The sequence below is a fragment of the Dermacoccus sp. NHGro5 genome (genome assembly GCF_017565385.1).
In the GTDB taxonomy this organism is placed as follows: Bacteria; Actinomycetota; Actinomycetes; order Actinomycetales; family Dermatophilaceae; genus Dermacoccus; species Dermacoccus nishinomiyaensis.
In genome coordinates, this window is record NZ_JAGEKQ010000005.1 from 15631 (window position 1) to 37739 (window position 22109).

Genomic DNA, 22109 nt, shown 5'->3' on the forward strand with positions numbered 1-22109 from the left:
GTGGCGTCGAGGCTCATCGCGCGGCCTTCGACACGAGGTACGGGTGCATGACGACGAAGGCTCATCGCGCGGCCCCCAGTGCGGTGTTGGGGTCGACGGTCACGATGCGGCGCACGCTGACGAGCGCGCCGAGCAGACCGAGGACGAACAGCAGCGCCAGCGGGACGAGCGTGGTGGTGAGGCTGAGGACGAACGGCACCGTGCCCTGCGCGAAGTAGCCGAGGACGGTCGCGACGATCGTGCCGAGGCCGCCACCGACGAGCAGCAGGATGGCGGCCTGACCCATGGCGTCACGCACGAGGTAGCCGGTGTGCGCGCCCATCGCCTTGAGGACGGCGAGGTCGGGCGTGCGCTGGATCGTCCAGACGGTGAAGAACGCGCCGACGACGAGGGCGGAGACGAGCATGAGCATGACGCGCATGAGCGTCAGCGAGCCGTTCTCGGCCTGGTAGGCGCTGATCGTGCCGAGCGACGTCTTCGGGTCCTGCACGTCGAGGCCGGTCGCCGAGGTGAGCGCGTCCTTCGAGAACCCGCTGCCCGTCTTGACGAGCGCGACGGTGCCCGAGCCCTGGCCGAGCAGGCCGGCGGCCTTCGCGTCGCTCTCGGTCATCCACACGACGGGCTGGTGCTGGTACGACGCGTCGTCGCTCAGCTTCTCGACGCGAACGCTCTTGTTGTTGAACGAGATCGACTCGCCCTCCTTGAGCGCGGCGTCCTTCGTGATCGTCTTGCCGACGACGACGGAGCCGTTCTTCACCCCCTTCGGCGCGGCGAACGAACCGTCCGGGACGGCGAAGACGGCGACCGCCGACGGCACACCGGAGACACTCGCGCGGCCCTGCGTGATCGTCAGGGGCGAGGCGTCGGTGACGCCCTTGACCGACTTGATCTGGTCGATGTCCTTCGACTCGACGTGGGAGCTGTCATACCCGACCTTCTGCCCCTTCGCAGGGGCCGAGAAACCGATCTGGTCGACACCGTGCGAGGGCAACGTGTCGATGGCCGACACGCTCTCCTTCCCGAGGCCGGCCGCGAGGCCGGTCAGCATGACGACGAGCAGCGTGATCAGGGCGATGACGCCGCCGATGAGGGCGAAACGCCCCTTGGCGTACGCAAGGTCTCGAGTTGCGAGGAACATCAACCTCTTCTTTCGGCACAGGTTCTCCAGGTTTTCTCCATTCCAGCGCGATTCACCCCCTGCGCGCATCACCCAGGCAGTGGGAGAACGCATCAACCGTTCGGTTGACGTCCGTGCGCGTCCGACGCATCCACGCGGCACAATGGGCGGCGATGAGTGCTACCGACCCCACCACCGACTCCGAGCGCACCATCCGCATCATGCAGGCCGCGATGCACGTCCTGTTCGTCGTGCTGCTCGTCGTTGGGGTGATCCGGGCGCTCGCAGGAGACGCCCCACCGTTCGCCGTCATCGCCGCGACGGTCGTGTTCACCGGCGTCTACCTGAGCGGCCTCGTCGTCGAACGCCGCGCGCGCCGCGCCCAGTCGCTGCGCGCCGCCCTGGATTCGCACACCGGCCAGGTGTGGATCGTCGCGCTGACGCTCGCGTGGTGCCTGACGCTCGCCGTCGCGCCTGACTTCGCGTGGGTGGCGTTCGCGCTGTACTTCCTCGTCCTGCACGTCGCGATCCGGCCCATCGCCGCCGCCCTCGTGCCCCTCGTCCTCGTCGCGAGCGTCGCCGCCCTCGTCTCACGCCCCGACGGACGCAACGTCGGCACCGTCATCGGCCCGATCATGGGAATGATCGTCGCGCTCGGCATCTCGTGGGTGTACGCCCAGCTGCGCGCGGAGAACACGCGCCGCCGCGAACTCGTCACCCAGCTCGTCGCCGCGCAGGACGACGTGCTCGCGACGCAGGAGACGCTCGCCCTCGCCCAGCACCGCGCGGGCGTGCTCGCCGAGCGCGAGCGCCTCGCGCACGACATCCATGACACCCTCGCGCAGGGCTTCTCCAGCATCGTGTTGCTGTCGCGCGCGGGCCTCGCCCGTAACCAGCACGCCCGCACCCAGCCAGCGAGCGCCCAGGCCACCCGCGACAGCGCCGCGCACGCCGGCGACGAGATGGTGCGCCTGCTCGAGCAGATCGAGTCGACGGCCGCGCAGGGCCTCGCCGACTCGCGCGAGGTCGTCCATGCCCTGACGCCGAGCGACCTCGTCGCCGCGCCGTTGTCCGGCGCTCTCGAACGCCTCACCGCGCGCCTGACGGAGCACACCGGCATCCGCGCCGACACGACCTGCGACGGCGAACCGCGCCCACTGCCGGCCCCAGTCGATGTCGCGCTGCTGCGCATCGCGCAGAGCGCCCTCGCCAACGTGCGCACCCACAGCAAAGCGCAGCGCGTCGGCGTGACACTCAGCTACCGACCCGACGAGGTCGGCCTCGAAGTCATCGACGACGGCGTGGGTTTCACCGGCGCCGACGGCGAACGCGCGCCCCTGGGCGGCAGCGGATTCGGCCTGCGCGCCATGCGTGAACGCCTCGACGCACTCGGCGGCCACCTCGAGATCGAATCCCAGCCCGGCGAGGGCGCCGCCCTCATCGCGACCATCCCCACCAGCGGCCCCTACACGGCGGTGAGGCAGGAGAACACCGAGCCCGCCCCCGCCCTGGCGGCCGGAGTCGAACCGCACGTGACACCCTCGACGGAAAGCAGCCTCCGATGACGAGCGTCATCCTCACCGACGACCATCCCGTCGTGCGCGCGGGCCTACGAGCGCTGCTCGACGCGTCGGGCATCGACGTCCTCGACGAGGCCGGCAGCGGCGAGGAGGCCCTGCGCGTGCTCGACCGCCTCGCCGAGCAGGGGGTGCGCCCCGACGTCGTCCTCATGGATCTGCAGATGGGGCCCGGCCTCGACGGCGTCGCGGCGACGCGCGCCATCCGCGCCCGCGACGACGCGCCCCGCGTCCTCATCCTCACGACCTACGACACGGACGCCGACATCGTGCGCGGCGTCGAGGCCGGCGCGTCCGGCTACCTGCTCAAGGACGCACCGCCCGCCGACCTCGTCGAGGCCGTGCACCGCGCCTCACGCGGCGAGACGGTGCTCGCGCCCGCCGTCGCGGCGCGCCTCGTCAACCGGTTGTCCTCGCCCGCACCGACGCTGACGGCCCGCGAACTCGACGTGCTCGACGCCGTCGCCGGCGGCGCGACGAACAAGGAGATCGCGAAGCACCTCTTCGTCTCCGAGGCGACCGTCAAGACGCACCTCGTGCACATCAACGAAAAACTGGGCGCCACCTCGCGCACCGAAGCGGTGGCACTCGCACGACGCGCCGGGCTGCTGCGCTGAGAAGCGCGCAGGGCTGAACCCTCAGTCGCCGCGCCCGACGACACGCCCCACGCTTGATGGCTGCCGCGCGAGGCGCACGGCGCGCTGGATGCGGCGCGTCGACTTGTCGGGGTGCGGTAGTTCGTCGAGCGCGAACCATCCGGATTCGAGGGCTTCGCTCGCCACCTCGACCTCGGGGCGCTCGTCGCACACGACGCGGAAGATGACGTCGACGTGCCGGATCTCCGGGTCGAAATCAGTGGCCATGACGCTGCCCGGTTCGATGTCGAGGCCCGTCTCCTCACGCACCTCACGCACGACGGCGTCCTGCGGTTGTTCGCCGGCGTCGATGAGGCCGCCCGGCAGCGACCATCCGCTGCGGTGCGCCTGACGCAGCGCAAGCACGCGCCCGTCGTGCTCGATGATGGCGACGGCGCCGGCGCTGAACGTCGGCTGCATGGCGTGCACGATGCGGTGGCTGAGCCCGGCGGGCAGCATCCGGTAGACGCGCAGCGCGGCCATCCGCAGCGCTCCGGGACGCTCGGCGTTCACATGGCCTCCTTGGCGCGGCGTTCGAGCTGACGTTCGTCGACGGCGTCGAGATCCTCGCCGCCGTGTTCCTCGAGATGGTAGCTGCGCATCACCTTGACCATGTTGTTGACGACGGCGATGAGCGGCACGGCCGTGAACGCGCCGAACGCCCCGCCGAGCAGCGTGCCGGCGCTCACGCCGATGAGGATGACGACGGGGTGCAGGTCGACGAACCGTCCGAGGATGAGGGGGTTGACGAGGTTGCCGAGCAGCTGCACGAGCACCGTGAGGATCGCGACGAGCACGAGCGCGGTGACGAGCCCGTTGCCGACGAACGCGACGGCGAACATGAGCGCCGCGGCGAGCAGCACCCCGACGAGCGGGATGAGCGAGCCGAGGAAGATGACGACGGTCAGCGGGACGGCGAGGGGCACGTCCGCGAACCAGAGGACGGGCAGCATCGCCGCCGCGTTGAGCAGGGCGAGCAGCACGAGCGAGCGCATGTAGACGACGAGGGTGCGCCACGCCGCCGCGCCCGCGAGGTCGACGTGGTTGTGCGCGCCACGCGGCAGCAGCCGCACGATCCAACGCCAGATGGAGCCATCGTCGGCGAGCAGGAACAACGCGCAGAACAGCGTGAGCAGCAGCGCCGACAGCCCGCCCGTGACGATGCCGACGTGCGCCGCCGCCCAGCCGACGATGTCGGCCGTGTGGTTGCTCAGCGTCGTTCCGAGGTCGGTCGTGTAGCGGCTCGCCGAGGTTTCGTCGATCTTCAGCGGCCCGTCGACGAGCCAGTGCCGCGCGCCCTGCTCGGCGAGCGTCAGCTGTCGGGCGAACTCGCCGCTGGAGTCGTCGATCTGCGCCACGACGAACGCGATCAGCCCCGCAGCCGAACCGACACCGACGAAGAACGCGATGACCGCGGATGTCGTGCGCCCCACGCCGCGCCGCACCAGCCACGACACGATCGGAGCGAGGAGCGCCGCGAACATCACCCCGGTGACGAAGGAGACGGTGACGACGCCGAGACGCGTGACGCCCCAGAAGAACGCGAGCACCCCGACGGCGATGGCGAGCAGGCACACCGACCACCACGCGGCCACCCGCACGCCGTACGGCACGGCCTCACGCGCCGACTCCACCTTCTGCTGTTCCATGGCCCAAGAGTGTCACGCGGTGGGGCGGGCGCGACGCAGCGTCACACCGGCGAGCGCTTCGGGCCTCACGAGGGTCGCCCCGGCGTGCGTCCAGAACTGTTCGATCTCGGCGTGCAGGCGCGACGACGGGTCGCTCGCGCGTGCTGACAGGTGCAGCCCGAGGACGGGCGCACTGAGCATGCGCGCCACGACGCCCGTGTCGACCCCGGCATTGAGGCACCCCGCAGCGGCAACCTCGTCGAGCATGTCGCGGGTCGTCTCCTGCCACACCCCGAACGACGCCGGACGCCCCGCGCCGTAGGTCTCGCGCTCGATCGCGAGCCGAGCCGTCGCCTGGAAGATCGGGTCGTCGGCGAGCCCGTCACAGGTGAGGTAGCCGTAGTCGACGAGGCGTTGCACCGGCGAGCCCGCCAGGGCGGCGACGGCGTCGCGCAGCCACGTCGTGTGCGCGGCGAGGACGGCGTCGGCGACCTCTTCCTTCGTGTCGAAGTGGAAGTACAGCGCGCGCTTCGTCACGCCCGAGCGCGTCATGATGTCGGCGATGGTCGCGCCGGCGAAACCGTGCTCGGCGAACGCCTCGGCGGCGCCCGTCAGGATGCGAGAGCGCGTCTCGTGCGCACGCGCCTGGGTGATTTTCCGCTGCGCCACCGAGCCACCCCCTCATGGTCGTCTCGTATTTCGGCCTGCGGATTCAATCACGAATTGTTATGTCGTCCGTCATGCCACTCGGGAGGCGGCCACCCCGGCCGCTCGCCCGGAGAACAGGCATCCTCCGAGGAACGTGCCCTCGAGCGCGTTGAAGCCGTGGACGCCTCCCCCACCGAAGCCGGCGGCCTCACCGGCGGCGAACAGCCCCGGCACGACGCGGCCGCGAGCGTCGAGCACGCGCGAGTCGAGGTCGGTCTGGATGCCGCCGAGACTCTTGCGCGTCAGCACGTGCAGCTTGATGCCGACGAGCGGGCCCTGCCTCTCGTCGAGCACGCGGTGCGACGCCGACACGCGCGCCAGCCGGTCGCCGAGGTAGCGGCGCGCGTTGTGGATCGCCATGACCTGCACGTCCTTGCCGTAGGCGTTGTCGACCTGCGCGTCACGCTCCTCGATCTGCCGACGCACGTGTGCCGCATCGAGCAGCGGCTCGTCCGTCAACTCGTTCATCTTCGCGACGAGCTCTTCGAGCGTCTCGGCGACGACGAAGTCCTCGCCGTGCTCGACGAAGTCGGCGACCGCTCGCGGCGCACCCTTCGCCAGCCGCGCCCGCACGACCTCGCGGCGGCTCCCGGACGTCAGGTCGAGGTTCTGCTCCGAGCCGGAGAGGGCGAACTCCTTCTCCAGCATCGGTTGGGTGACGATGAACCACGAGTGGTCGTACGCGCGGATCGCCGGGTCGCTGCGCAGGTGACGCAGCGTGCCGCGCGTGTCGAAACCGGGCAGGCACGGCATCGGCATGCGACGTCCGATCGCGTCGAACCACAGCGGCGACGGGCCGGGCAGGATGCGGATGGCGTGCTGCGGCCACACCGGGTTCCAGTTTCGGATGCCTTCGGTGTAGTGCCACATCCGATCACGGTTGACGAGGCGCGCGCCCGCGTCCGCGGCGATCTCGAGCATGCGCCCGTCGACGTAGGCGGGCACCCCCGTCAGCATCGAACGCGGCGCCTCGCCGAGATCCGCCGGCCACCAGCGCCGCACGAGGTCGTGGTTGCCACCGATGCCACCGCTCGCGACGATGACCGACGGCGCCGTGAACTCGAACCCGCCGACGACGTCGCGGTTCGACGCGACACCGCGCTCCGCGTCGTCGGGAGCGAGGACGCTGCCGCGCACGCCGGTGACGGCGCGAGCACCACCGTCGGCAGGGGTCTCGACGATGAATTCGTCGACGCGATGACGGTGCGCGAACGTCAGCAGGCCCCGGGCCTCGGCATCGAGCGCCTTCTCGACGAAGGGGCCGCTCACGCCCGTGCCGGTGCCCCACGCGATGTGGAAGCGGGGCACCGAGTTGCCGTGACCCCCGGCGCGACCGTCGCCTCGCTCGGCCCACCCGACCATTGGCGTGAGCTCGATTCCGTTCTCGCGCAACCACTCCCGCTTGCCGCCGGCCGCCCACTCGACGTAGGCGCGCGCCCAGCGCTTTCCCCAGACGTCCTCACCGAGGGGCTCACCGGACGCGTTCGCCTCACCCTCGAGGCGGTCCCACTGGGCGCTGCCGCACCAGTCCTGCCACGCGAGCTCGAGGCTGTCGCGCACCCGCAGGCGGCGCTGCTCGGGCGAGTCGACGAGGAACAACCCACCGAACGACCAGTGCGCCTGAGCGCCCAGATTGGCGCGATTCTCCTGCTCGACGACGACGACGCGGCGCCCCCGCGACGTTAGTTCGGCCGCCGCCACGAGACCTGCCAGCCCCGCGCCCACGACGATCGCGTCGAAACTCTTCCCGTCCATGCCCACCTCCAAAGTCTCGTCGCACGCACTGTCTCGGGACGACGCGTCACGTCGCGGCCTGTATCGAACGCCAGGGTTCGATGTGATGCCGATCACTGTACTCACGGGTTTTCGGGCGCATCGACGAACGACGAAAAGGCGCTGCGCGGCCGTCCGATGTGCTGACGTTCTCAGCCCGTCAGAAGGCGCAATGGGTAGCATCGGACGTTATGACCTCACGGACCGCAGCGGCGCGCCCCGACGAGACGCCCGCGGCCGGAGCGTCATCGCTCGGGGCCGACTCGTCCGGGCACCAGGCGACTACGGCGTCGTCCCCGCTCGCCGCGTTCTGGCGCGAGCTCAGCACGTTCGGCATCATCGGCGTGCTCAACATCTTCATCGACATGGGCCTGTACAACTGGCTGCGCGCCGGCCCGCTCGACGGCAAGGTGACGACCGCGAAGATCATCTCGGGCGCCGTGGCCACCGTGTTCGCATGGGTCGGCAACCGGTACTGGACGTTCCGTCACCGCGAGAACCGTCCGCTGCACCACGAGGTCGTGTTGTTCTTCGCCGTCAACGGTGTCGCACTCGCCGCCACCTCGGCCTGGGTCGCGTTCGCGCACTACGTGCTGGGGGCCCGCGGCGCGTTGTGGGAGAACGTGCACGCCCTCATCGGCATCGGAATCGGCACCATCCTGCGCTTCGTCGCCTACCGGACGATCGTGTTCGGCGCCGCCGCAGAGGATCCGAAAGCCTGACGCGCAGGAGCGGGATCAGGGGGCTGAGCGCCGTGCGCCCACCCGGGACACGAGGTGCCCGACCACATCACCCTCGAACGCTAGGACCGTCGCGCCCGTACCCGCGACAGGAGGTGCCCGGCCTGTTCGCGCCGCAGTTCGAGACCCCAGCCGGCGACGGCGAGCAGCGCCTCGCTGATGATGTTGCCCGACATCTTCGACGTGCCGAGTTCGCGCTCGCTGAATCGGATCGGGTGCTCGACGATGCGCGCCCCGGCCCGGATCGAGCGCCACGTCAGGTCGATCTGGAAGCCGTAACCGGCTGACGTCACGCTCGCGAGGTCGATCTGGCGCAGCAGCGTCGCGCGGTAGACGCGGAACCCGGCCGTCGCGTCATGGACTCGGGTGCCGAGCATCGCCTGGACGTAGACGTTGGCGCCGCGGCTGAGGATCTCGCGGTTCTTCGGCCAGTTGACGACGGAGCCGCCCTTGATCCAGCGGGAGCCGATGACGAGGTCGGCGCCGGCCGCGAGCGCGAGCATCGCAGGCAGTTCCTCGGCCGGGTGCGAACCGTCCGCGTCGATCTCGACGAGCGCGTCGTAGCCGCGCTCCAGACCCCACGCGAAACCGGCGAGGTAGGCCTTGCCGAGGCCCTCCTTGCCGCGACGGTGCATGACGTGCACGTGGGCGTCGGCCGCCGCCATCTCATCGGCGAGCTGCCCTGTCCCGTCGGGCGAGTTGTCGTCGAGGACGAGGATGTCGGCGTCGGGGACGGCACTCCGGATGCGCTCGACGATGACCGGCAGGTTCTCCCGCTCGTCGTACGTCGGCACGAGAACGAGCACTCGCTCGATCGGTGCGCGATCCGCTGCGTCGACCACCAAAGACCTCCCCACGAGCGCCAGGCGGGCGCCAGGCTGTGCATACCCTATCGGTGGCGACGGACAATGGAGCAATGAACCCAGCACGAATCGCGGTCGCCGGGCATCCGCAGGCCCTCGTGCGACGCACACCCCCCGGCCGGGCCGCATGAGCGCCGACATGAACATGGGCACCGTCGCCGAGGCCGTCACGACGCTCTACGGCGGCGACCCGGCCGACTTCGTCGCGGTGCGCAAGGAACTCGCCGCAGCCGCACGTACCGCCGGTGAGCGCGATGCTGCCCGTGAGATCGCCGCGCTCCGCAAGCCCACCGCCGCGGCCGCGGCCGTCAACCACCTCGACGACGGCGCCATCAGCGACGTCCTCGCCCTCGGCGAACAGATGCGTGCCGCGCAGACCTCGCTCGACGCGGCCACGCTCAAGGAGTTGTCGGCCCGACGGCAGGAACTGCTGCAGCAGATCGTCACGCGGCACGACCTGAACGGCTCGCTCGCCGAGGCCGTGCGCGCCACGCTGCTCGCGGCGATCGCGGACCGGCAGGCAGCCGACGCCGTGGCGACCCGCGCACTCGTGCGACCACTGAGCTACAGCGGGTGGGGCGACGTCGACCTCACCGACGCCGTCGCGCACCGCGACGCGCCTGCGCGCCCCGCGCTGCGACTCGTCGCCGGCGGTACGCCTGCCCAAGACCGAATCCGCGGTGCTGCGGCCGCGACATCAGCCCCATCCGCTTCCTCCTCCGCGGATGGAGCCTCCCCGCAGGTCGCCGACACCCAGAGCCGGCGGGATGAGGACGAGCAGGAGAAAGCCGAACGTGGGGCCGCCGAGCGCGAGAGCGCCCAGAGGCGGCGGGCCGAGCAGGAGCAGCGCGAGAAGGCAGCGCTGGCCGAGATGGATGCCCGCATCGCGCGGTTGCGAGTCCGCGTCGAGGCGGCGCAGAAGGCCTACGACGCAGCGAGAGCGGCCCGCGACTCGGCGCGGGCCGCTCTCGAAGAGGCGTTGCTCAGGCGCTCTTCGATGCCTGGGGGAACATCGTCGAGCAGTAGCTCGTGAGGTCCTCGACGGCGCTGTTGTACGACGTCGTGTCGACCGTCTTCGCCGGCTTCTCCGCCTTCTTCAACGCATCGACCTGAGCCGCAGCTGCGTCGGCCTTCTTCTTGAACGACGAATCACCGGACTGCTTCCCGTCCGAGCGCAGCGAATCCGCGAGCGAACCCATCGTCTTCGTCGCCTTCTGCAGGTCGGCGTCCTTGTGAGAGTCGACGGCGTCGTTCCACGCCGCGTTCGCCGAGACGACCTGGCTGTTCGACGAGATGCAGGCCTTGCGCAGCGCAAGTGTCGCGCCGGGCTTGCCGGAGGCCGAACTCGACTGGCTGACCTGCACGCTCGGGTCGTCGCCGCTGTTGCCGCAGGCACCGAGCGTGAGCGTCAGACCGGCGCAGGCACCGAGCACCGACAGCGTGCGGGCGGGTCGAAGAGTGAAGGTCACTGGGTCCTCTCAGGAAGGTCGGGGTGGGTCACGATGACGGACGATCGACTCCACCGTGACACATTCGTGACCTTGGCGGCCAGTCAGCACGCGGTGACACCCGCCACGCACAGTGCCATCCACCAGCGACCAGAACCAGCGCGCGCGAGGCGATCCTGAGCGAGCGGTGGTAAACACCATGCACGGCGCCGGCAATCGGCGGCCCGAGCCGGGCGTCGGGCTCGGGCCGTCTTGCTCGTCAGGACGCTGCCGCCCCCACGATGCAGCGTGCGACCCACCCCGCGGCCTCGTAGATCGGCACGTGGCCGAGGCCGGGGCCTTCGAGGAACGCCCAGGCCGGGTGACGAGCGGCGATGCGACGCGCCGCGGAGACGGGCACGAGGCGATCGCGCTCGCCGTGCACGAGCGTGACGGGCACCCGCAACTCACTCAGCACGCGACGGTAGCGCGGGCTTCCAGCAGCCACGACGAGCGAGTTGGCGGCCCGCACGAGCCCGGGCACGGAGTCCTGGTTCTCGGCCAGAGCACGGACCTCCTCGACGGAGCGTCGCATCACCCACTTCGGCACGCGATGCGGGTCGGCGACGACCGTCAGGACGCCCTCGACGCCCATGCGGTCGATGCCGCGGCGCGCGGCGTAACGCGGGATGACGCGTCGCGCCGCGGGTGGACACATGTAGAGGGAGAAGGTGACGAGCACGGACCAGTGCGGCCGATCCTGCGGGTGCAGCGGCAGCACGGGGTCGACGAGCACGAGACGCGACACGAGCTCAGGGTGCTTCGCGGTCATCATCGCGACGATCATCCCGCCCATCGAGTTGCCGACGAGGACGACGTCGCTCAGACCGAGCTGACGCAGGTACGCCGCGAGCAGATCGACGTTGTCGGAGACGGCTGAGCGGTTCGACCCACTCGTGCGGCCGAACCCTGCGAGGTCGAGCGCCAGCACGCGACCGTGCTCGGTGAGGAACGGCCACAACGGCTCCCAGTTGGCGAGGCTGCCGCCGAGACCATGGACGAGCACATACGTCGGGCGACCAGTCGGCGCGGCTTCGGGGTGGGGCTCAGCGTCGGCGGCACCAGGGTCGGCCGCAGCGTCAGCCGCGGCGTGCTCCCGTTGCTCGCCGGCGAGCGACGCGTTCACGCCCGGGACGTCGACACCCCCGTCACTCGAGGCGTTGTCGGGCTGATCATCAGGCCCGCTGTCGCGGTGGAAGACCTCGACGCGATCGTCCCCGATGTCGATGACGACGCTCGTGATCGGTGGCAGCTTCGGCTCCGGCAGGTCCGCGTTCGCCAGCGACACATTTGCGTGGCTCGACGATGCGCCCTCAGACGCCGGCGATTCGTCAATGTCTGCCCTCTCGGCGAGGCGCGAGGTGTCGACGAACGAGGTGCCGGACGTGCCGTAAGGTGCGGGCTCGCGTGGCGTCTCCGTCATCGTTCGAGGTGCTCGGCGAACGTCGGCGCCTGCGAGCCGAGGACGGGCGTGTAGGGGCGGATCGTGCGTTCGACGACGATGCCCTCGAGCAAGAACGGGTCGCGGTCGAGGCGCTCGGCGACATCCTCACGCGTCGGCGCGGCGATGACGAGCAGCGCACCGTCGGGCTCGGCGAGGGGGCCGGACAGCAGCATGCCCTCGACCTGCGAGAGGTAGGTGCGGTGCTCGTGGCGGTGGGCGTCGCGGGCGGCGACGTCGTCGGAATACGTGTAGGTGACAGCGAAGATGGCCATGATCTCTCCTACGCCACGCGCCGGTCGGCGGGCAAGTCGGGGTTGGTGCCCGAGAGTAGCCCCAGACGCGGCGGCGCGCCCATAGGATCATCCCAACGAGGCAGGGAGGGAACTCGGCGTGAGCGAGAGTTGGCAGCTGGGAAGCCGCTACACGCTCGAGCGGCAGATCGGCTCGGGCGCGATGGGGCAGGTGTGGGTCGGGCATGACGTCGACGGCCACACCCTGGCCTTCAAACTGCTGCGCCCCGAACTCGCCGACGACCCCGGCGTCGTCGCGCGCTTCCTGCAGGAACGCAACCTCCTCGTCGGCCTGCGCAGCCCGTACGTCATCCGCGTGCACGACCTCGTCGTCGAGGGCCCGCGCCTCGCGATCGTCATGGACTACGTCGCCGGCGACTCCCTGCGCGCCCTCCTGCAACGGCGCGGCAACCTGCCCCCGCACGATGTCGCGACGCTCGGCGCCCAGATCGCACAGGGCCTCGCCGCCGTCCACGGCGCGGGTGTGTTGCACCGCGACCTCAAGCCCGAGAACGTCCTGCTCGCCGACGACCCTGACGCGATGTCGAGGGCTACGACCGAGACCGTCTTGCCCGCCGCCGCATCGACGCCGACGTCCACCGACGCGCTGGGCACTCTCGTGCCGAAGCTCGCCGACTTCGGGGTGGCCTCCCTCGTCACGCAGACGGGGCAGGTGGCGACGGCGAACGTCATCGGCACGCCGCAGTACCTCGCCCCCGAACTCGGCGACGGGCAACCGAGCGGACGTGCGGGCGACCTGTACGCGCTCGGCGTCACGCTGTACGAGATGGCGTGCGGCGCGGTGCCGTTCCACGCGGACTCGCCCGTCGCGTTGCTGCGCCTGCACGCCGATCACGCGCCGACGCGCCCCGACGGCATCCCCGATGCCCTGTGGGTGCTCATCGCCGAGTTGCTCGCGAAGAACCCGCACGAACGCCCGGACGATGCCGCAGCCGTGGCACAGCGCCTGTGGGCCATGGCGCCGCAGTTCGCCGGCGCCCCAGCCGCGCCCGTGCTCAGCGCACCGCCGCGGACGTCACGGATCGTCGCCGCAGGGGCGTCGGAAAGCGCCTCGCCCATCGGATCGCCCGTGCCCATGTCAGGCGCCGCCGCGGCGGTGGCGGCGCCGCCTGCGGCCACAGGTGGGGCGGTCGGCGCGGTTGGCGTGGCCGGCCCGGGTGGGGCGAATCCCGCCGATCACCTGGGCACAGCGTCGACGACGAGCGACACTCCGAGCGGGGGGCAGCACCGGCGCAGCGTCTGGCTGGCGGTGACGCTCGTCGCCGGTCTCGCTCTCATCGCGCTCGTCGCGTGGCTGCTGCTGCGCGACTCCTCCTCGTCGCATCGCGCAGCTCCGGCGCCGTCATCGTCCACGTCCAGTCGTTCGGCGCAGCCACGAGACGTCCCCCTGTCGGGCGCGCTGTCGGGCGGGGCGCGCACGGCGAGCGTACGCGTCGGCGGATCCTCGTACGACGACGCCGTCACACCGCTGCTCACCGACCGTCAGGCGTGCACCGCCGCTGCACAGTTCACCCTCGATCGTCGCTACGACGAGGTGACGTTCACCGTCGGCGCCACCGACGCCCAGCCCGGGGGGACGAACATGCAGCCGGAGGGCACGACGACCGTGACCGTCCGCGTCGACGGCAGCGCCAAGCAGACCGTCGCCCTCGGCGGCAAGCAGGCCAAGACACTGCGCGTGCCCGTCAGCGGTGCCCGGACGTTGAGCGTCGACACCGACTCGATCGGCTGCTCGCCCGCGCTCGACACCGCCCCGGTCGCCCTCGTCGCCGGCACCCTGCGCACATCCTGACGCCCAGGGCGCCCTGCTGGCCCCACGCCCTGAAAATACCCCCGGCGCCACCCACTCACTCAGGCCCCGCCCACCTGCGATTTTCGTCCACATTCGCGATCCACGTCCACACTCGCGAATCTCGTCCACATGCGACCCGAACCAACTGCGTGACGAGCCGCCCCCTACGGCTCGTCACGCAGCAGACCTCGGTGGGCCACCGATTCGGCGTCAACCGGTCAGCGCATCAGCTCCGGCGCGACGTGGCCGAAGCGGTGCAGTGTGCGCGAGATGGCCTGTTCGCGCAGGAACGTCAGCAGTTCCCGGCGTCCCGTCGACAGCACCTCACCGAACAGCGGCGTGATGCTCGCGCCCTGGTCCTCGCCGGGCGCCGACGCGAGCGCGGCAGCCGTCTCGCCGTCGGCGTCCGCGCCGACCATGCGGATGCGCAACGGCTCACCGTCACGCGTGCGCTCACGGCACCACGTGACGAACTGCGCCGAGCTCCCGACCGACCCCATGCGGTTCAGCCAGACGAGTGCCTGACGTCCCTCGCCCGTCGCCGCCAGGCGTGTGAGCGCCGGCTGCAGCGCGACATCCCACGACAGGTACACGCTCGAACCGACGAGGTGTGCTCCGAGCACGAGTCGCGCCGCCTCGGCGAGCGTGCGATCCGCGACGGCGTCAGCGTCGCCGTGCGCCGCCGTCTCGCCGAGCTCGGCGCGCACGACGACCTGCGGCTGCGGGCGGTAGCGGAAGACGTTCGACTCGGCGCGCAGCGACGACGGGTCGGCCTCGATGCCGAGCTCCTCGCGCCACGCGAACGCGTCGGAACGCAGCGCCGCATGCAGCCACTCGCGGTCGGCTTCGTTTCGCGCCAGCGGCGACAGGATCTCGAGCAGGTCGCGCACCCGCGGCATGATCGGCGCGCCCTGACGCGCGACGCCGTCAGGCACCCACGTGCCGAACTGCGCGACGTAGTTCGGCCCGCCCGCCTTCGCGCCGGGGCCCATGACGGATTCCTTCCACCCGCCGAAGCTCTGACGCTGCACGATCGCGCCCGTGATGTGACGGTTGACGTAACAGTTGCCCGCTTCGACGTGCTCCTGCCAATACGTGATCTCGTCCTCGTCGAGGCTGTGGATGCCAGCGGTGAGGCCGAACTGCGTCGCGTTCTGCAGTTCGAGCGCCTCCTCGAGCGTGTCGGCGTGCATGAGGCCGAGGACGGGGCCGAAGACCTCGGTCATGTGGAAGAACGAGCCGGGCTTCACGCCGTCCTTGAGGCCGGGGCTCCACAGGCGGCCGGTGTCGTCGAGCTGCTTCGGCTCGACGAGCCACGTCTCACCCGGTTCGAGCGTCGTCAGCGCCTTGAGCAGCTTGCCCGACGGCGGCTCGATGACGGGGCCCATCGTCGTGCCGAGGTCGCTCGGCCAGCCGACGCGCAGCGACTTCACGGCGTCGACGAGCTGCTCACGGAACCGCTTCGACGTCGCGACCGAGCCGACGAGGATGCCGAGCGAGGCAGCCGAGCACTTCTGCCCGGCGTGCCCGAACGCCGACTTCATGAGGTCGGCGGCGGCGAGGTCGAGGTCGGCGGCGGGCGTGACGACGAGTGCGTTCTTGCCGCTCGTCTCACCGAACACGCGCGGCCCACCGGCGTGACGCGCGCGCCACCCGGCGAACAGGCGACCCGTCTCGATCGAGCCGGTGAGGATGACGGTGTCGACGTCGTCGTGCGCGACGAGCGCACGACCGTTGTCGTCCTCCTCGACGCGGACGACCTGCGCGGCGTCGCGCGGGATGCCCGCGGCCCACAGGGCCTCCATCGCGACCTCGACGCAGCCGACCGTCTGCGGTGCCGGCTTGATGACGACGGCCGATCCGCTCGCGAGCGCCGCGAGCACCGAACCGATCGGGATGGCGACGGGGAAGTTCCACGGCGGAGTGACGAGCGTGAGTCGGTGAGGCTCGAATCGCGCTCCGTCAGAAGCCATTCCGGTGACCAACTCTTCGCAGCGGTCGGCGTAGTAGCGCGCGAAATCGATCGCCTCGGAGATCTCCGGGTCGACCTGGTCGATCGTCTTGCCCCCCTCGGCGGCGGCGACGGTGACGAGATCACCGCGACGCTTCTCGATCTCCCGCGCCGCCTCACGCAGCAGCGCGGCACGCTCGGCGTTGGAACGTCCGGCCCACCCGGCCTGCGCCGCGACGCCGCGCGCGACGACGTCGTCGACCATCTCACGCGACGTGAGCTGCGGCGACGTCAGCGGCGCCGGCTGACGCGTGACGGCCTCCCGCGCCCAATCGCGCACCGCGGGCAGCGCCGGGTCGGAGTCGGCCGTGTTCTCGAAGAAGTCTCCGATCGGCGCGCGCTCGGGCGAGCGTCGCGGGCCGACGGGCGTCGAGGCGATCGCGTCGATCGACTCACGGAAGCGTCGCTCCTGGTCCTGCATCGCCGACAGCGCACCGGTGCCGACGAGGCCGTCACGCACGTACTTGTGACGCTCGGCCGCACCCTCGTCGTGGCTGAACATGGCGTGCAGGAAGTTCTGCTCCGCCGCGTTCTCCTCGAGGCGACGGATGAGGTAGGAGACGGCGACGTCGAAGTCCTCGCGCTTCACGACGGGCGTGTAGAGCAGGACGGTGCCGACGTCGGCCTTCACCGCGCGGGCCTGCGACGGCGCCATGCCCTGCAGCATCTCGACGTCGAGGTGCTCGCTCACGCCACGCTTCTCGGCGAGCAGGTGCGCCATCGCGACGTCGTACAGGTTGTGCGAGGCGACACCGAGGCGGCACACCTCCATCGCGTCGGCGCGCGTCGCGCGCTCGATGAAGCGCAGGTAGTTCGCGTCGACGTCCTCCTTCGACGTGTACGGCGCCTGCTTCCAGTCGTGCAGTTCGGCCTCGACGCGCTCCATCGCGAGGTTCGCGCCCTTGACGAGACGCACCTTGATGCCCGCGCCACCGTTGGCCTTGCGCTCCTTCGCGAACGCGATGAGACGCTCGAGCGCCGGCACCGCGTCCGGCAGGTAGGCCTGCAGGACGATGCCCGCCTCGAGGTCGTGGAACTCCGGCTCCGACAGCAGGCGCGTGAACAGCTCGATCGTCAGGTCGAGGTCGCGGTACTCCTCCATGTCGAGGTTGACGAACTTCTTCTTGATGTCGCCGCGGTTGACGTTCGCGGCGCCCCCACCCGGCTGGCCTGCGTCGGCGTTGGCGTCACCGGTGTTCGACGATGGCGACGACGCGTCGCTCGCCGTGCCGTTCGCGACGCGGTAGATCGGACGCAGCCGCTCGAGGGCGCGCTCGACGGTGCCCTCGGCGTCCCACGTCGAGATCTGCGAGACGAGGCAGCTGACCTTGATCGAGACGTAGTCGACGTCGTCGCGCGCGAGCAGCTTGCGCGTCTCCTCGGTGCGACGCGCGGCCTCGGCCTCACCGAGGACGGCCTCGCCGAGCAAATTGATGTTGAGGCGGAAGCCGTCGGCGTGCGCCTTGACGAGGTGCTTCGCGAGCGTCGGGTCGCTCGCGTCGACGACGAGGTGGCCGACGAGCTGACGCAGACGCGTGCGCGCCGCGGGCACGACGACGGGCGGCATCGTCGTCGCGAGGCGGGAACCGAGGCCGAGCAGCTTCGCGTCGAGCTTGCCCATGAACCCGGTCGCCTCGTTCGACGACAGGCGCGCGAGCTCGCGCGCGGCGGCCGTGTTGTCCTCGGGGCGCGCGACGCGGTCGACGAACTTCACCGCGAGGTCGAGGCCCTTCTCGTCACGCAGCAGCGCGCCGAGCTGGTCGCTCGTGCGCTTCTCGGCCTTCGTCTGGCCGGCCTCGGTCGCGTCGCTCCAACGGTTCGCGAGGGCGACGGCGTCCTCGACGAGGTCGTGCAGTTCGGCGAACGTCGCAGCGTCGTCGGACGGGGTGGTGTCGACGGTGGTGGCGCCCGGGGTGTGGGGTCCGTCAGTGATCTGGCTCATACCACCAGTCAAACCCCTCCTGACCGCTAAAGTCTTGCCCGCCTGCCGCAGCCTCGCCGCGGGTATCGGCCAGAACGGCTCGTCGTGACGGTTCGTGTCGCCGGCGGGACGGGAAGACCCAGGGACCTGTGGGGCTGGCGAGGTCTGTGGGCCTGGCGGTGCCGACACGCCCGCTACCCTTCCCTCATGACGACGGCACCGACGCTCGACGCCCTACGTGGCGCGCTCGGACCCGCCGTCCTCGAAATGGTCGATCACCTGCCGGGCACGATGTTCTGCGTCAAGGGTGCGGACGGTCGCTACCTCGCCGTCAACCCGACGTTCGTCGAGCGCACGAACAAGCGCTCGCGCGGTGACGTCGTCGGGCGTCGCGCGGCCGAACTGTTCGTGCCGGAGCTCGCCGAGCGCTACGAGGAGCAGGACGCGCGTGTCCTGTCGTCCGGCAAGCCGCTGTTCAACGAGCTCGAGCTGATCCGCGCCTCGGGCGGGCCGTTTCGTTGGCACATCACGGCGAAGGTGCCGCTGCGCGACGAGGCGGGGCGTGTCGTCGGCATCGCCAGCATGTCGCAGGACGTCGGCGAGGCCGCCGAGGACGACCCGGCGATGACGTCGCTCGGCGCCGTGCGCGCCTACATCGACGCGCACCTCGACCAGCCGGTGACGTCGCAGGATCTCGCCCGCGTCGCGGGATGCTCCGTCGACACGCTGGAGCGACGCTCGCGCCGCGTGTTCGGACGTTCGCCGCGCCAACTCGTCCTGTCATCACGCATCGACGCCGCGCGAGAGATGCTCACCGCCAAAGAGCTGACGCTGGCGCAGATCGCCGACCGCTGCGGCTACTCCGACCAGGCCGCGTTCAACCGCACGTTCACGCGCCTCGTCGGCATGCCCCCGGGACGTTATCGCCGCGAGCGCAGCACCCAGGGCTGACGTGACCCGACCCGATCCGACCTGATCCCGAGCCCCACCCCAGCCAACGGCCGGCACCGCCCGCGCGCCGACAGCATCCCGATTCTGCGATCTTCGTACACATTCACCGTTCATCGCTCCGACCCCGGCCGTCACCGCCGCGACTCGTCTTGATCCGCGGCCCGCGACGCCCCATGGGGCGTCCTCGCGAAATAGCGTGGACCTGCATGCCCTTCGAACCCGACGAAAGGACGCCTCTCATGGCCGACATCGCCACCGCCGACCTCTATGACGAGCTCGGCGACGCGCTCGACTCGTGCTCCACCCAGTTCACTCAATACGGCGGACGCGCGCGGTTCAACGGCACGATCGTGACGATCAAGTGCTTCCGCGACAACCAGATCGTCAAGGAGACACTCAACTCGCCGGGCGCGGGCAAGGTGCTCGTCGTCGACGGCGACGGCAACGTCGAGAGCGCCCTGATGGGCGACATGATCGCCGAGGCCGCCGTCGCGAACGGGTGGGAGGGCGTCATCATCAACGGCGCCATCCGTGACAGCGCCGCCGTCGCGAAACTCGACCTCGGCACCAAGGCTCTCGGCACGAACCCGCGCAAGTCGGCGAAGGACGGCAAGGGCGAGAAGGATGTTCCGGTGACGTTTGGGGGCGCCACGTTCACGCCCGGCGACCATCTGTGGAGCGACGAGGACGGCATCGTCGTCACGTCCGCGGAACACGCCTCCACCTTCCTGTCCTGACGGGCCCGACAAGCCCGACCTGATGCCGCTCTCGACGCAGCCCGCATGGCAGGCCTGCCTCGCAGGTCCGGCCGACGTCGATGCCACCCGCGCACCGCGTCGTCCGCGTGCCGCGCCGGGCCGCGCCGGGCCACCACATGCCGCGACGCGATCGAACGCCCCGAGAGAGTGGCGAGGGGCCACCTGCTCGCCTACCGTTACGCCCATGAGTTCAACTGTCGCGTGCATCGGTTTTACCGACCCCGCTGCCCTGGCCGCCCTGGCGCGCGACAAGGGTGCGCCGGCGCACGAGTTGTCGAGCACGACGCGTTGGGTCGACTCGAGTGGCGCGATGCTGTTGCTCGACCGCACGGCGCAGTACGCGCGCCCTGGTTTCGACACGCCGGTGCGCACTCCGTACCGCGGCATCACGCCGCTCGAGAACGGTCTGGCGCAGGTGACGCTGACGGACGTCTCGGGTTTCGAGCTCGACCCGTTCACGGTCGTGCCGAACAACCGGTACACGGTCGGTTGGGCCGCGGTGGGGCGCGTCGCGCTCGTCGCGATGGGTGTCGACACCGAGTTCTTCGCGACGGTCGAGGATTTCTTCGACTCGCCCCGCAGTGCGATGCCCGGAGTCGAAGGTGAGCCGCCGGCCGAGGTCAAGCAGTTCGGTCTGCCGTGGCCGCCGCCGATGGAGATCGAGACGTTCCTGCCCGCCACGTCGAGCGATTCGCCTCTCGCGACGTTGAGCGGCACCGTCCAGTTCGCCGAGATCCGCACGAACTCCGTCACGGGCCACGAGTTCCTCGTCTCCCGGATCGCGACGGTGTGCGGCGAGATCGACCTGTGCACGCCCGTCCCCCTCGACGGCGTGCCGGCACCGGGGTCGGTGACGGTCGGTCAGGTCGAGCTGCTCGCCGGTTTCCCGGCGCACGGTCTCGACGACCCGTCGGCCGCGTACGACTCCCCCGAACGCGTCGGCCCGACGTTCCGTGACGGAGACCCGAACTCCCCCGACGACGTCATGCCGATGGATGCCCCCGATCTGCCCGACGGCCTCGTCCTCGGCGAGGACGGCGTCGTGCGCACCACCGAGGAGCACGCAGCGTGGAAGGGCGGCGACCCCGAGGCCGGGTTGCGCCCGAAGCCGGTCCCCACGCCCTCCACGCGCGAGGAATCCTCCACCGAGGACGCCCTCGACGCCCGACGCGAACTGCCCGCCGAGCCTGACGTGGTCGAGCCCGGCGCCGACGAAGCGAGCGAGTCGATGGGTGTTTCTCAGACCAGAGAACCCAAGAACGCCGCTGTCGCGAGCGCTGACACCACTGACACCCCCGACGCGACTGATACGCCCGGTGCGCCGTCACGCGCGGCGGACCAAACGCCCACCTCCGGTGCCGCACGCACCGACGTCCCTGGCACGTCGACCGAGACGCCGAACCAACCGCCGGCCTCCGGTGCGGCGACCCCCCAGACGCCCGAAGCAACCGCCGCCAGCGCCTCCGACGACGACAGCGCCCCGCGCCCGGGCGAGACGCGTCGTGAGTGGCGGGCTCGCACCGGTCGCTGACGGCGCGCAGGTCAGCCGGCGGGGCGGTCACCCACCGTACGGGCTGCCGTCGCGGTTGGGCTCCAGCACGGACAGCGCGTCGAGCTCGCCGGCCCATCCCTGCGGGCCGGCGTCGCCTGACTGCTCCGAACACTTGAAAACCTTCCAAAATCTTGGCTAGACCTGGCGCATGAGCGACTATCCAGAACGCCACGCCTTGGGCAGGATCGATGTCATCAACCTCGAGGATCTTCCCGCGCTCAGCCGCGATGTTCCCCTCGACCTGCCGAGCATCCAAGCCGGGTGGCCCGACTTCGAGCACGCCTTCGACTCCCTGAGGGGACGACGCATGATGGGCCTCGTCTACGGCGGATCGCACATCTACCGCATGTGCTCGATTCGGTTGGATCGCGACGCCGCAAATTCGCTGGGTCTGGACGAGACGACGATCCCGGGTGGCGCCTACCTTCGGCTGCGCCTACGAGGTGAAGCGCCGGAGGTCTACGGGCACATCGGCGAGGCGTTCGACGTCCTCTTCGGCTCGGCAGATCACGACTCGTCCCGTCCGCAGATCGAGAGTTATCGACGTGAAGGCGAGGTCGACTGCCTCCTCCCGATCCTGGCGTAGTTGACGAGGGTCCCCCACCACAGACCGATTTACGTCATGTCGCTGATGGCCATCCCATCACCGAGGACGGTGGCATGGCGCCATGAGGGGATGACTTTGCGATCTGCGAGGGTGAACGTTCGTCATCTCGTCAAGCCTGCTGGATGTTGTGTCATGAACGCGCGCCATTTCACGCGTTGATGACACAAGATCGCGCCGGGGTCGGCGAGCGCCGAGCACCCCGTCAGCCACGCCCTCGCCGCTGCCACACCGAAC

At 70.5% G+C, this 22109-nt stretch carries 19 protein-coding genes; 9 read left to right on the plus strand and 10 right to left on the minus strand.

The window, feature by feature from the left end; genetic code table 11:
- Positions 1–61 precede the first annotated feature (61 nt).
- Positions 62–1138, minus strand: a complete 1077-nt coding sequence (locus tag J4Z35_RS02475; RefSeq protein ID WP_074041121.1) for an ABC transporter permease — start codon at positions 1136–1138, stop codon at positions 62–64.
- Between the two features lie 152 nt (positions 1139–1290).
- Between J4Z35_RS02475 and J4Z35_RS02480 the strand changes: the two genes are divergently transcribed.
- The gene (locus tag J4Z35_RS02480) at positions 1291–2682 is read left to right on the plus strand and encodes a sensor histidine kinase (protein WP_083604029.1); all 1392 of its coding nucleotides are present in this window, start codon (positions 1291–1293) and stop codon (positions 2680–2682) included.
- The gene (locus tag J4Z35_RS02485; RefSeq protein ID WP_074041123.1) at positions 2679–3311 is read left to right on the plus strand and encodes a response regulator transcription factor; all 633 of its coding nucleotides are present in this window, start codon (positions 2679–2681) and stop codon (positions 3309–3311) included. The genes J4Z35_RS02480 and J4Z35_RS02485 overlap by 4 nt, the downstream gene beginning before the upstream one ends.
- Before the next feature lie 21 nt (positions 3312–3332).
- Here J4Z35_RS02485 and J4Z35_RS02490 read toward each other — a convergent pair whose 3' ends face one another.
- The 4 genes from J4Z35_RS02490 to J4Z35_RS02505 form a co-directional block, all read right to left on the minus strand.
- Complete coding sequence (locus J4Z35_RS02490; RefSeq protein WP_006943456.1) at positions 3333–3842, minus strand: NUDIX domain-containing protein; 510 nt, start codon at positions 3840–3842, stop codon at positions 3333–3335.
- Entirely contained in the window at positions 3839–4978 is a 1140-nt protein-coding gene (locus J4Z35_RS02495) for an AI-2E family transporter (protein WP_074041124.1), read from the minus strand. The genes J4Z35_RS02490 and J4Z35_RS02495 overlap by 4 nt, the downstream gene beginning before the upstream one ends.
- A 12-nt stretch (positions 4979–4990) precedes the next feature.
- Positions 4991–5626 carry a ScbR family autoregulator-binding transcription factor gene (locus tag J4Z35_RS02500; protein ID WP_051806221.1) on the minus strand — a complete coding sequence of 212 codons (636 nt, stop codon included), beginning with the start codon at positions 5624–5626 and terminating at the stop codon, positions 4991–4993.
- A 69-nt stretch (positions 5627–5695) separates the two neighbouring features.
- Positions 5696–7420 (minus strand): FAD-binding dehydrogenase, encoded by a 1725-nt coding sequence (locus J4Z35_RS02505; protein ID WP_038569691.1) that lies wholly within the window; start codon positions 7418–7420, stop codon positions 5696–5698.
- A gap of 209 nt (positions 7421–7629) precedes the next feature.
- Here J4Z35_RS02505 and J4Z35_RS02510 point away from each other — a divergent pair, with 209 nt between their 5' ends.
- Positions 7630–8160 carry a GtrA family protein gene (locus J4Z35_RS02510; RefSeq protein ID WP_006943451.1) on the plus strand — a complete coding sequence of 177 codons (531 nt, stop codon included), beginning with the start codon at positions 7630–7632 and terminating at the stop codon, positions 8158–8160.
- A gap of 80 nt (positions 8161–8240) precedes the next feature.
- On the opposite strand, the gene J4Z35_RS02515 is transcribed toward J4Z35_RS02510, so the two are convergent.
- Positions 8241–9020 carry a polyprenol monophosphomannose synthase gene (locus J4Z35_RS02515; RefSeq protein ID WP_038569692.1) on the minus strand — a complete coding sequence of 260 codons (780 nt, stop codon included), beginning with the start codon at positions 9018–9020 and terminating at the stop codon, positions 8241–8243.
- Between the two features lie 160 nt (positions 9021–9180).
- On the opposite strand from J4Z35_RS02515, the gene J4Z35_RS02520 reads away from it, so the two are divergent.
- Complete coding sequence (locus J4Z35_RS02520) at positions 9181–10074, plus strand: hypothetical protein (RefSeq protein ID WP_171969886.1); 894 nt, start codon at positions 9181–9183, stop codon at positions 10072–10074.
- Here the strand turns inward: J4Z35_RS02520 and J4Z35_RS02525 are convergent.
- The 3 genes from J4Z35_RS02525 to J4Z35_RS02535 form a co-directional block, all read right to left on the minus strand.
- Positions 10025–10510 (minus strand): hypothetical protein, encoded by a 486-nt coding sequence (locus tag J4Z35_RS02525; protein WP_006943448.1) that lies wholly within the window; start codon positions 10508–10510, stop codon positions 10025–10027. The two genes, J4Z35_RS02520 and J4Z35_RS02525, sit on opposite strands and share 50 nt — an antisense overlap.
- 238 nt (positions 10511–10748) lie before the next feature.
- Positions 10749–11951: an alpha/beta hydrolase gene (locus J4Z35_RS02530; RefSeq protein WP_083604026.1), complete on the minus strand. Its 1203-nt coding sequence runs from the start codon at positions 11949–11951 to the stop codon at positions 10749–10751.
- Entirely contained in the window at positions 11948–12244 is a 297-nt protein-coding gene (locus J4Z35_RS02535) for a YciI family protein (RefSeq protein WP_074041125.1), read from the minus strand. The genes J4Z35_RS02530 and J4Z35_RS02535 overlap by 4 nt, the downstream gene beginning before the upstream one ends.
- 118 nt (positions 12245–12362) lie before the next feature.
- Between J4Z35_RS02535 and J4Z35_RS02540 the strand changes: the two genes are divergently transcribed.
- Positions 12363–14075, plus strand: a complete 1713-nt coding sequence (locus J4Z35_RS02540) for a serine/threonine-protein kinase (RefSeq protein WP_074041126.1) — start codon at positions 12363–12365, stop codon at positions 14073–14075.
- Between the two features lie 218 nt (positions 14076–14293).
- Here J4Z35_RS02540 and J4Z35_RS02545 read toward each other — a convergent pair whose 3' ends face one another.
- A complete protein-coding gene (locus J4Z35_RS02545) occupies positions 14294–18028 on the minus strand; it encodes a proline dehydrogenase family protein (RefSeq protein WP_074041127.1) in 3735 nt (1244 codons plus the stop codon).
- Positions 18029–18214: 186 nt separating this feature from the next.
- Here J4Z35_RS02545 and J4Z35_RS02550 point away from each other — a divergent pair, with 186 nt between their 5' ends.
- The 4 genes from J4Z35_RS02550 (at position 18215) to J4Z35_RS02565 (ending at position 21854) form a co-directional block, all read left to right on the plus strand.
- Positions 18215–18958: an AraC family transcriptional regulator gene (locus J4Z35_RS02550; RefSeq protein WP_062256320.1), complete on the plus strand. Its 744-nt coding sequence runs from the start codon at positions 18215–18217 to the stop codon at positions 18956–18958.
- A 239-nt stretch (positions 18959–19197) separates the two neighbouring features.
- Positions 19198–19695: a ribonuclease E activity regulator RraA gene (rraA, locus tag J4Z35_RS02555; RefSeq protein ID WP_074041128.1), complete on the plus strand. Its 498-nt coding sequence runs from the start codon at positions 19198–19200 to the stop codon at positions 19693–19695.
- Between the two features lie 205 nt (positions 19696–19900).
- Positions 19901–21247: a hypothetical protein gene (locus tag J4Z35_RS02560; RefSeq protein ID WP_074041129.1), complete on the plus strand. Its 1347-nt coding sequence runs from the start codon at positions 19901–19903 to the stop codon at positions 21245–21247.
- A 169-nt stretch (positions 21248–21416) separates the two neighbouring features.
- Positions 21417–21854, plus strand: a complete 438-nt coding sequence (locus tag J4Z35_RS02565; protein WP_074041130.1) for an AraC family transcriptional regulator — start codon at positions 21417–21419, stop codon at positions 21852–21854.
- Positions 21855–22109: the final 255 nt, after the last annotated feature.

Bases quoted from the DNA above. Each gene is read 5' to 3' on its own strand.
- J4Z35_RS02550 (WP_062256320.1), top strand. From the start codon at position 18,215: ATGACGACGGCACCGACGCTCGACGCCCTACGTGGCGCGCTCGGACCC.
- J4Z35_RS02530 (WP_083604026.1), bottom strand. From the start codon at position 11,951: ATGACGGAGACGCCACGCGAGCCCGCACCTTACGGCACGTCCGGCACC.
- J4Z35_RS02475 (WP_074041121.1), bottom strand. From the start codon at position 1,138: ATGTTCCTCGCAACTCGAGACCTTGCGTACGCCAAGGGGCGTTTCGCC.
- J4Z35_RS02520 (WP_171969886.1), top strand. From the start codon at position 9,181: ATGAACATGGGCACCGTCGCCGAGGCCGTCACGACGCTCTACGGCGGC.
- J4Z35_RS02480 (WP_083604029.1), top strand. From the start codon at position 1,291: ATGAGTGCTACCGACCCCACCACCGACTCCGAGCGCACCATCCGCATC.
- J4Z35_RS02505 (WP_038569691.1), bottom strand. From the start codon at position 7,420: ATGGACGGGAAGAGTTTCGACGCGATCGTCGTGGGCGCGGGGCTGGCA.
- J4Z35_RS02535 (WP_074041125.1), bottom strand. From the start codon at position 12,244: ATGGCCATCTTCGCTGTCACCTACACGTATTCCGACGACGTCGCCGCC.
- J4Z35_RS02565 (WP_074041130.1), top strand. From the start codon at position 21,417: ATGAGCGACTATCCAGAACGCCACGCCTTGGGCAGGATCGATGTCATC.
- J4Z35_RS02545 (WP_074041127.1), bottom strand. From the start codon at position 18,028: ATGAGCCAGATCACTGACGGACCCCACACCCCGGGCGCCACCACCGTC.
- J4Z35_RS02485 (WP_074041123.1), top strand. From the start codon at position 2,679: ATGACGAGCGTCATCCTCACCGACGACCATCCCGTCGTGCGCGCGGGC.
- J4Z35_RS02495 (WP_074041124.1), bottom strand. From the start codon at position 4,978: ATGGAACAGCAGAAGGTGGAGTCGGCGCGTGAGGCCGTGCCGTACGGC.
- J4Z35_RS02510 (WP_006943451.1), top strand. From the start codon at position 7,630: ATGACCTCACGGACCGCAGCGGCGCGCCCCGACGAGACGCCCGCGGCC.
- J4Z35_RS02560 (WP_074041129.1), top strand. From the start codon at position 19,901: ATGAGTTCAACTGTCGCGTGCATCGGTTTTACCGACCCCGCTGCCCTG.
- rraA (WP_074041128.1), top strand. From the start codon at position 19,198: ATGGCCGACATCGCCACCGCCGACCTCTATGACGAGCTCGGCGACGCG.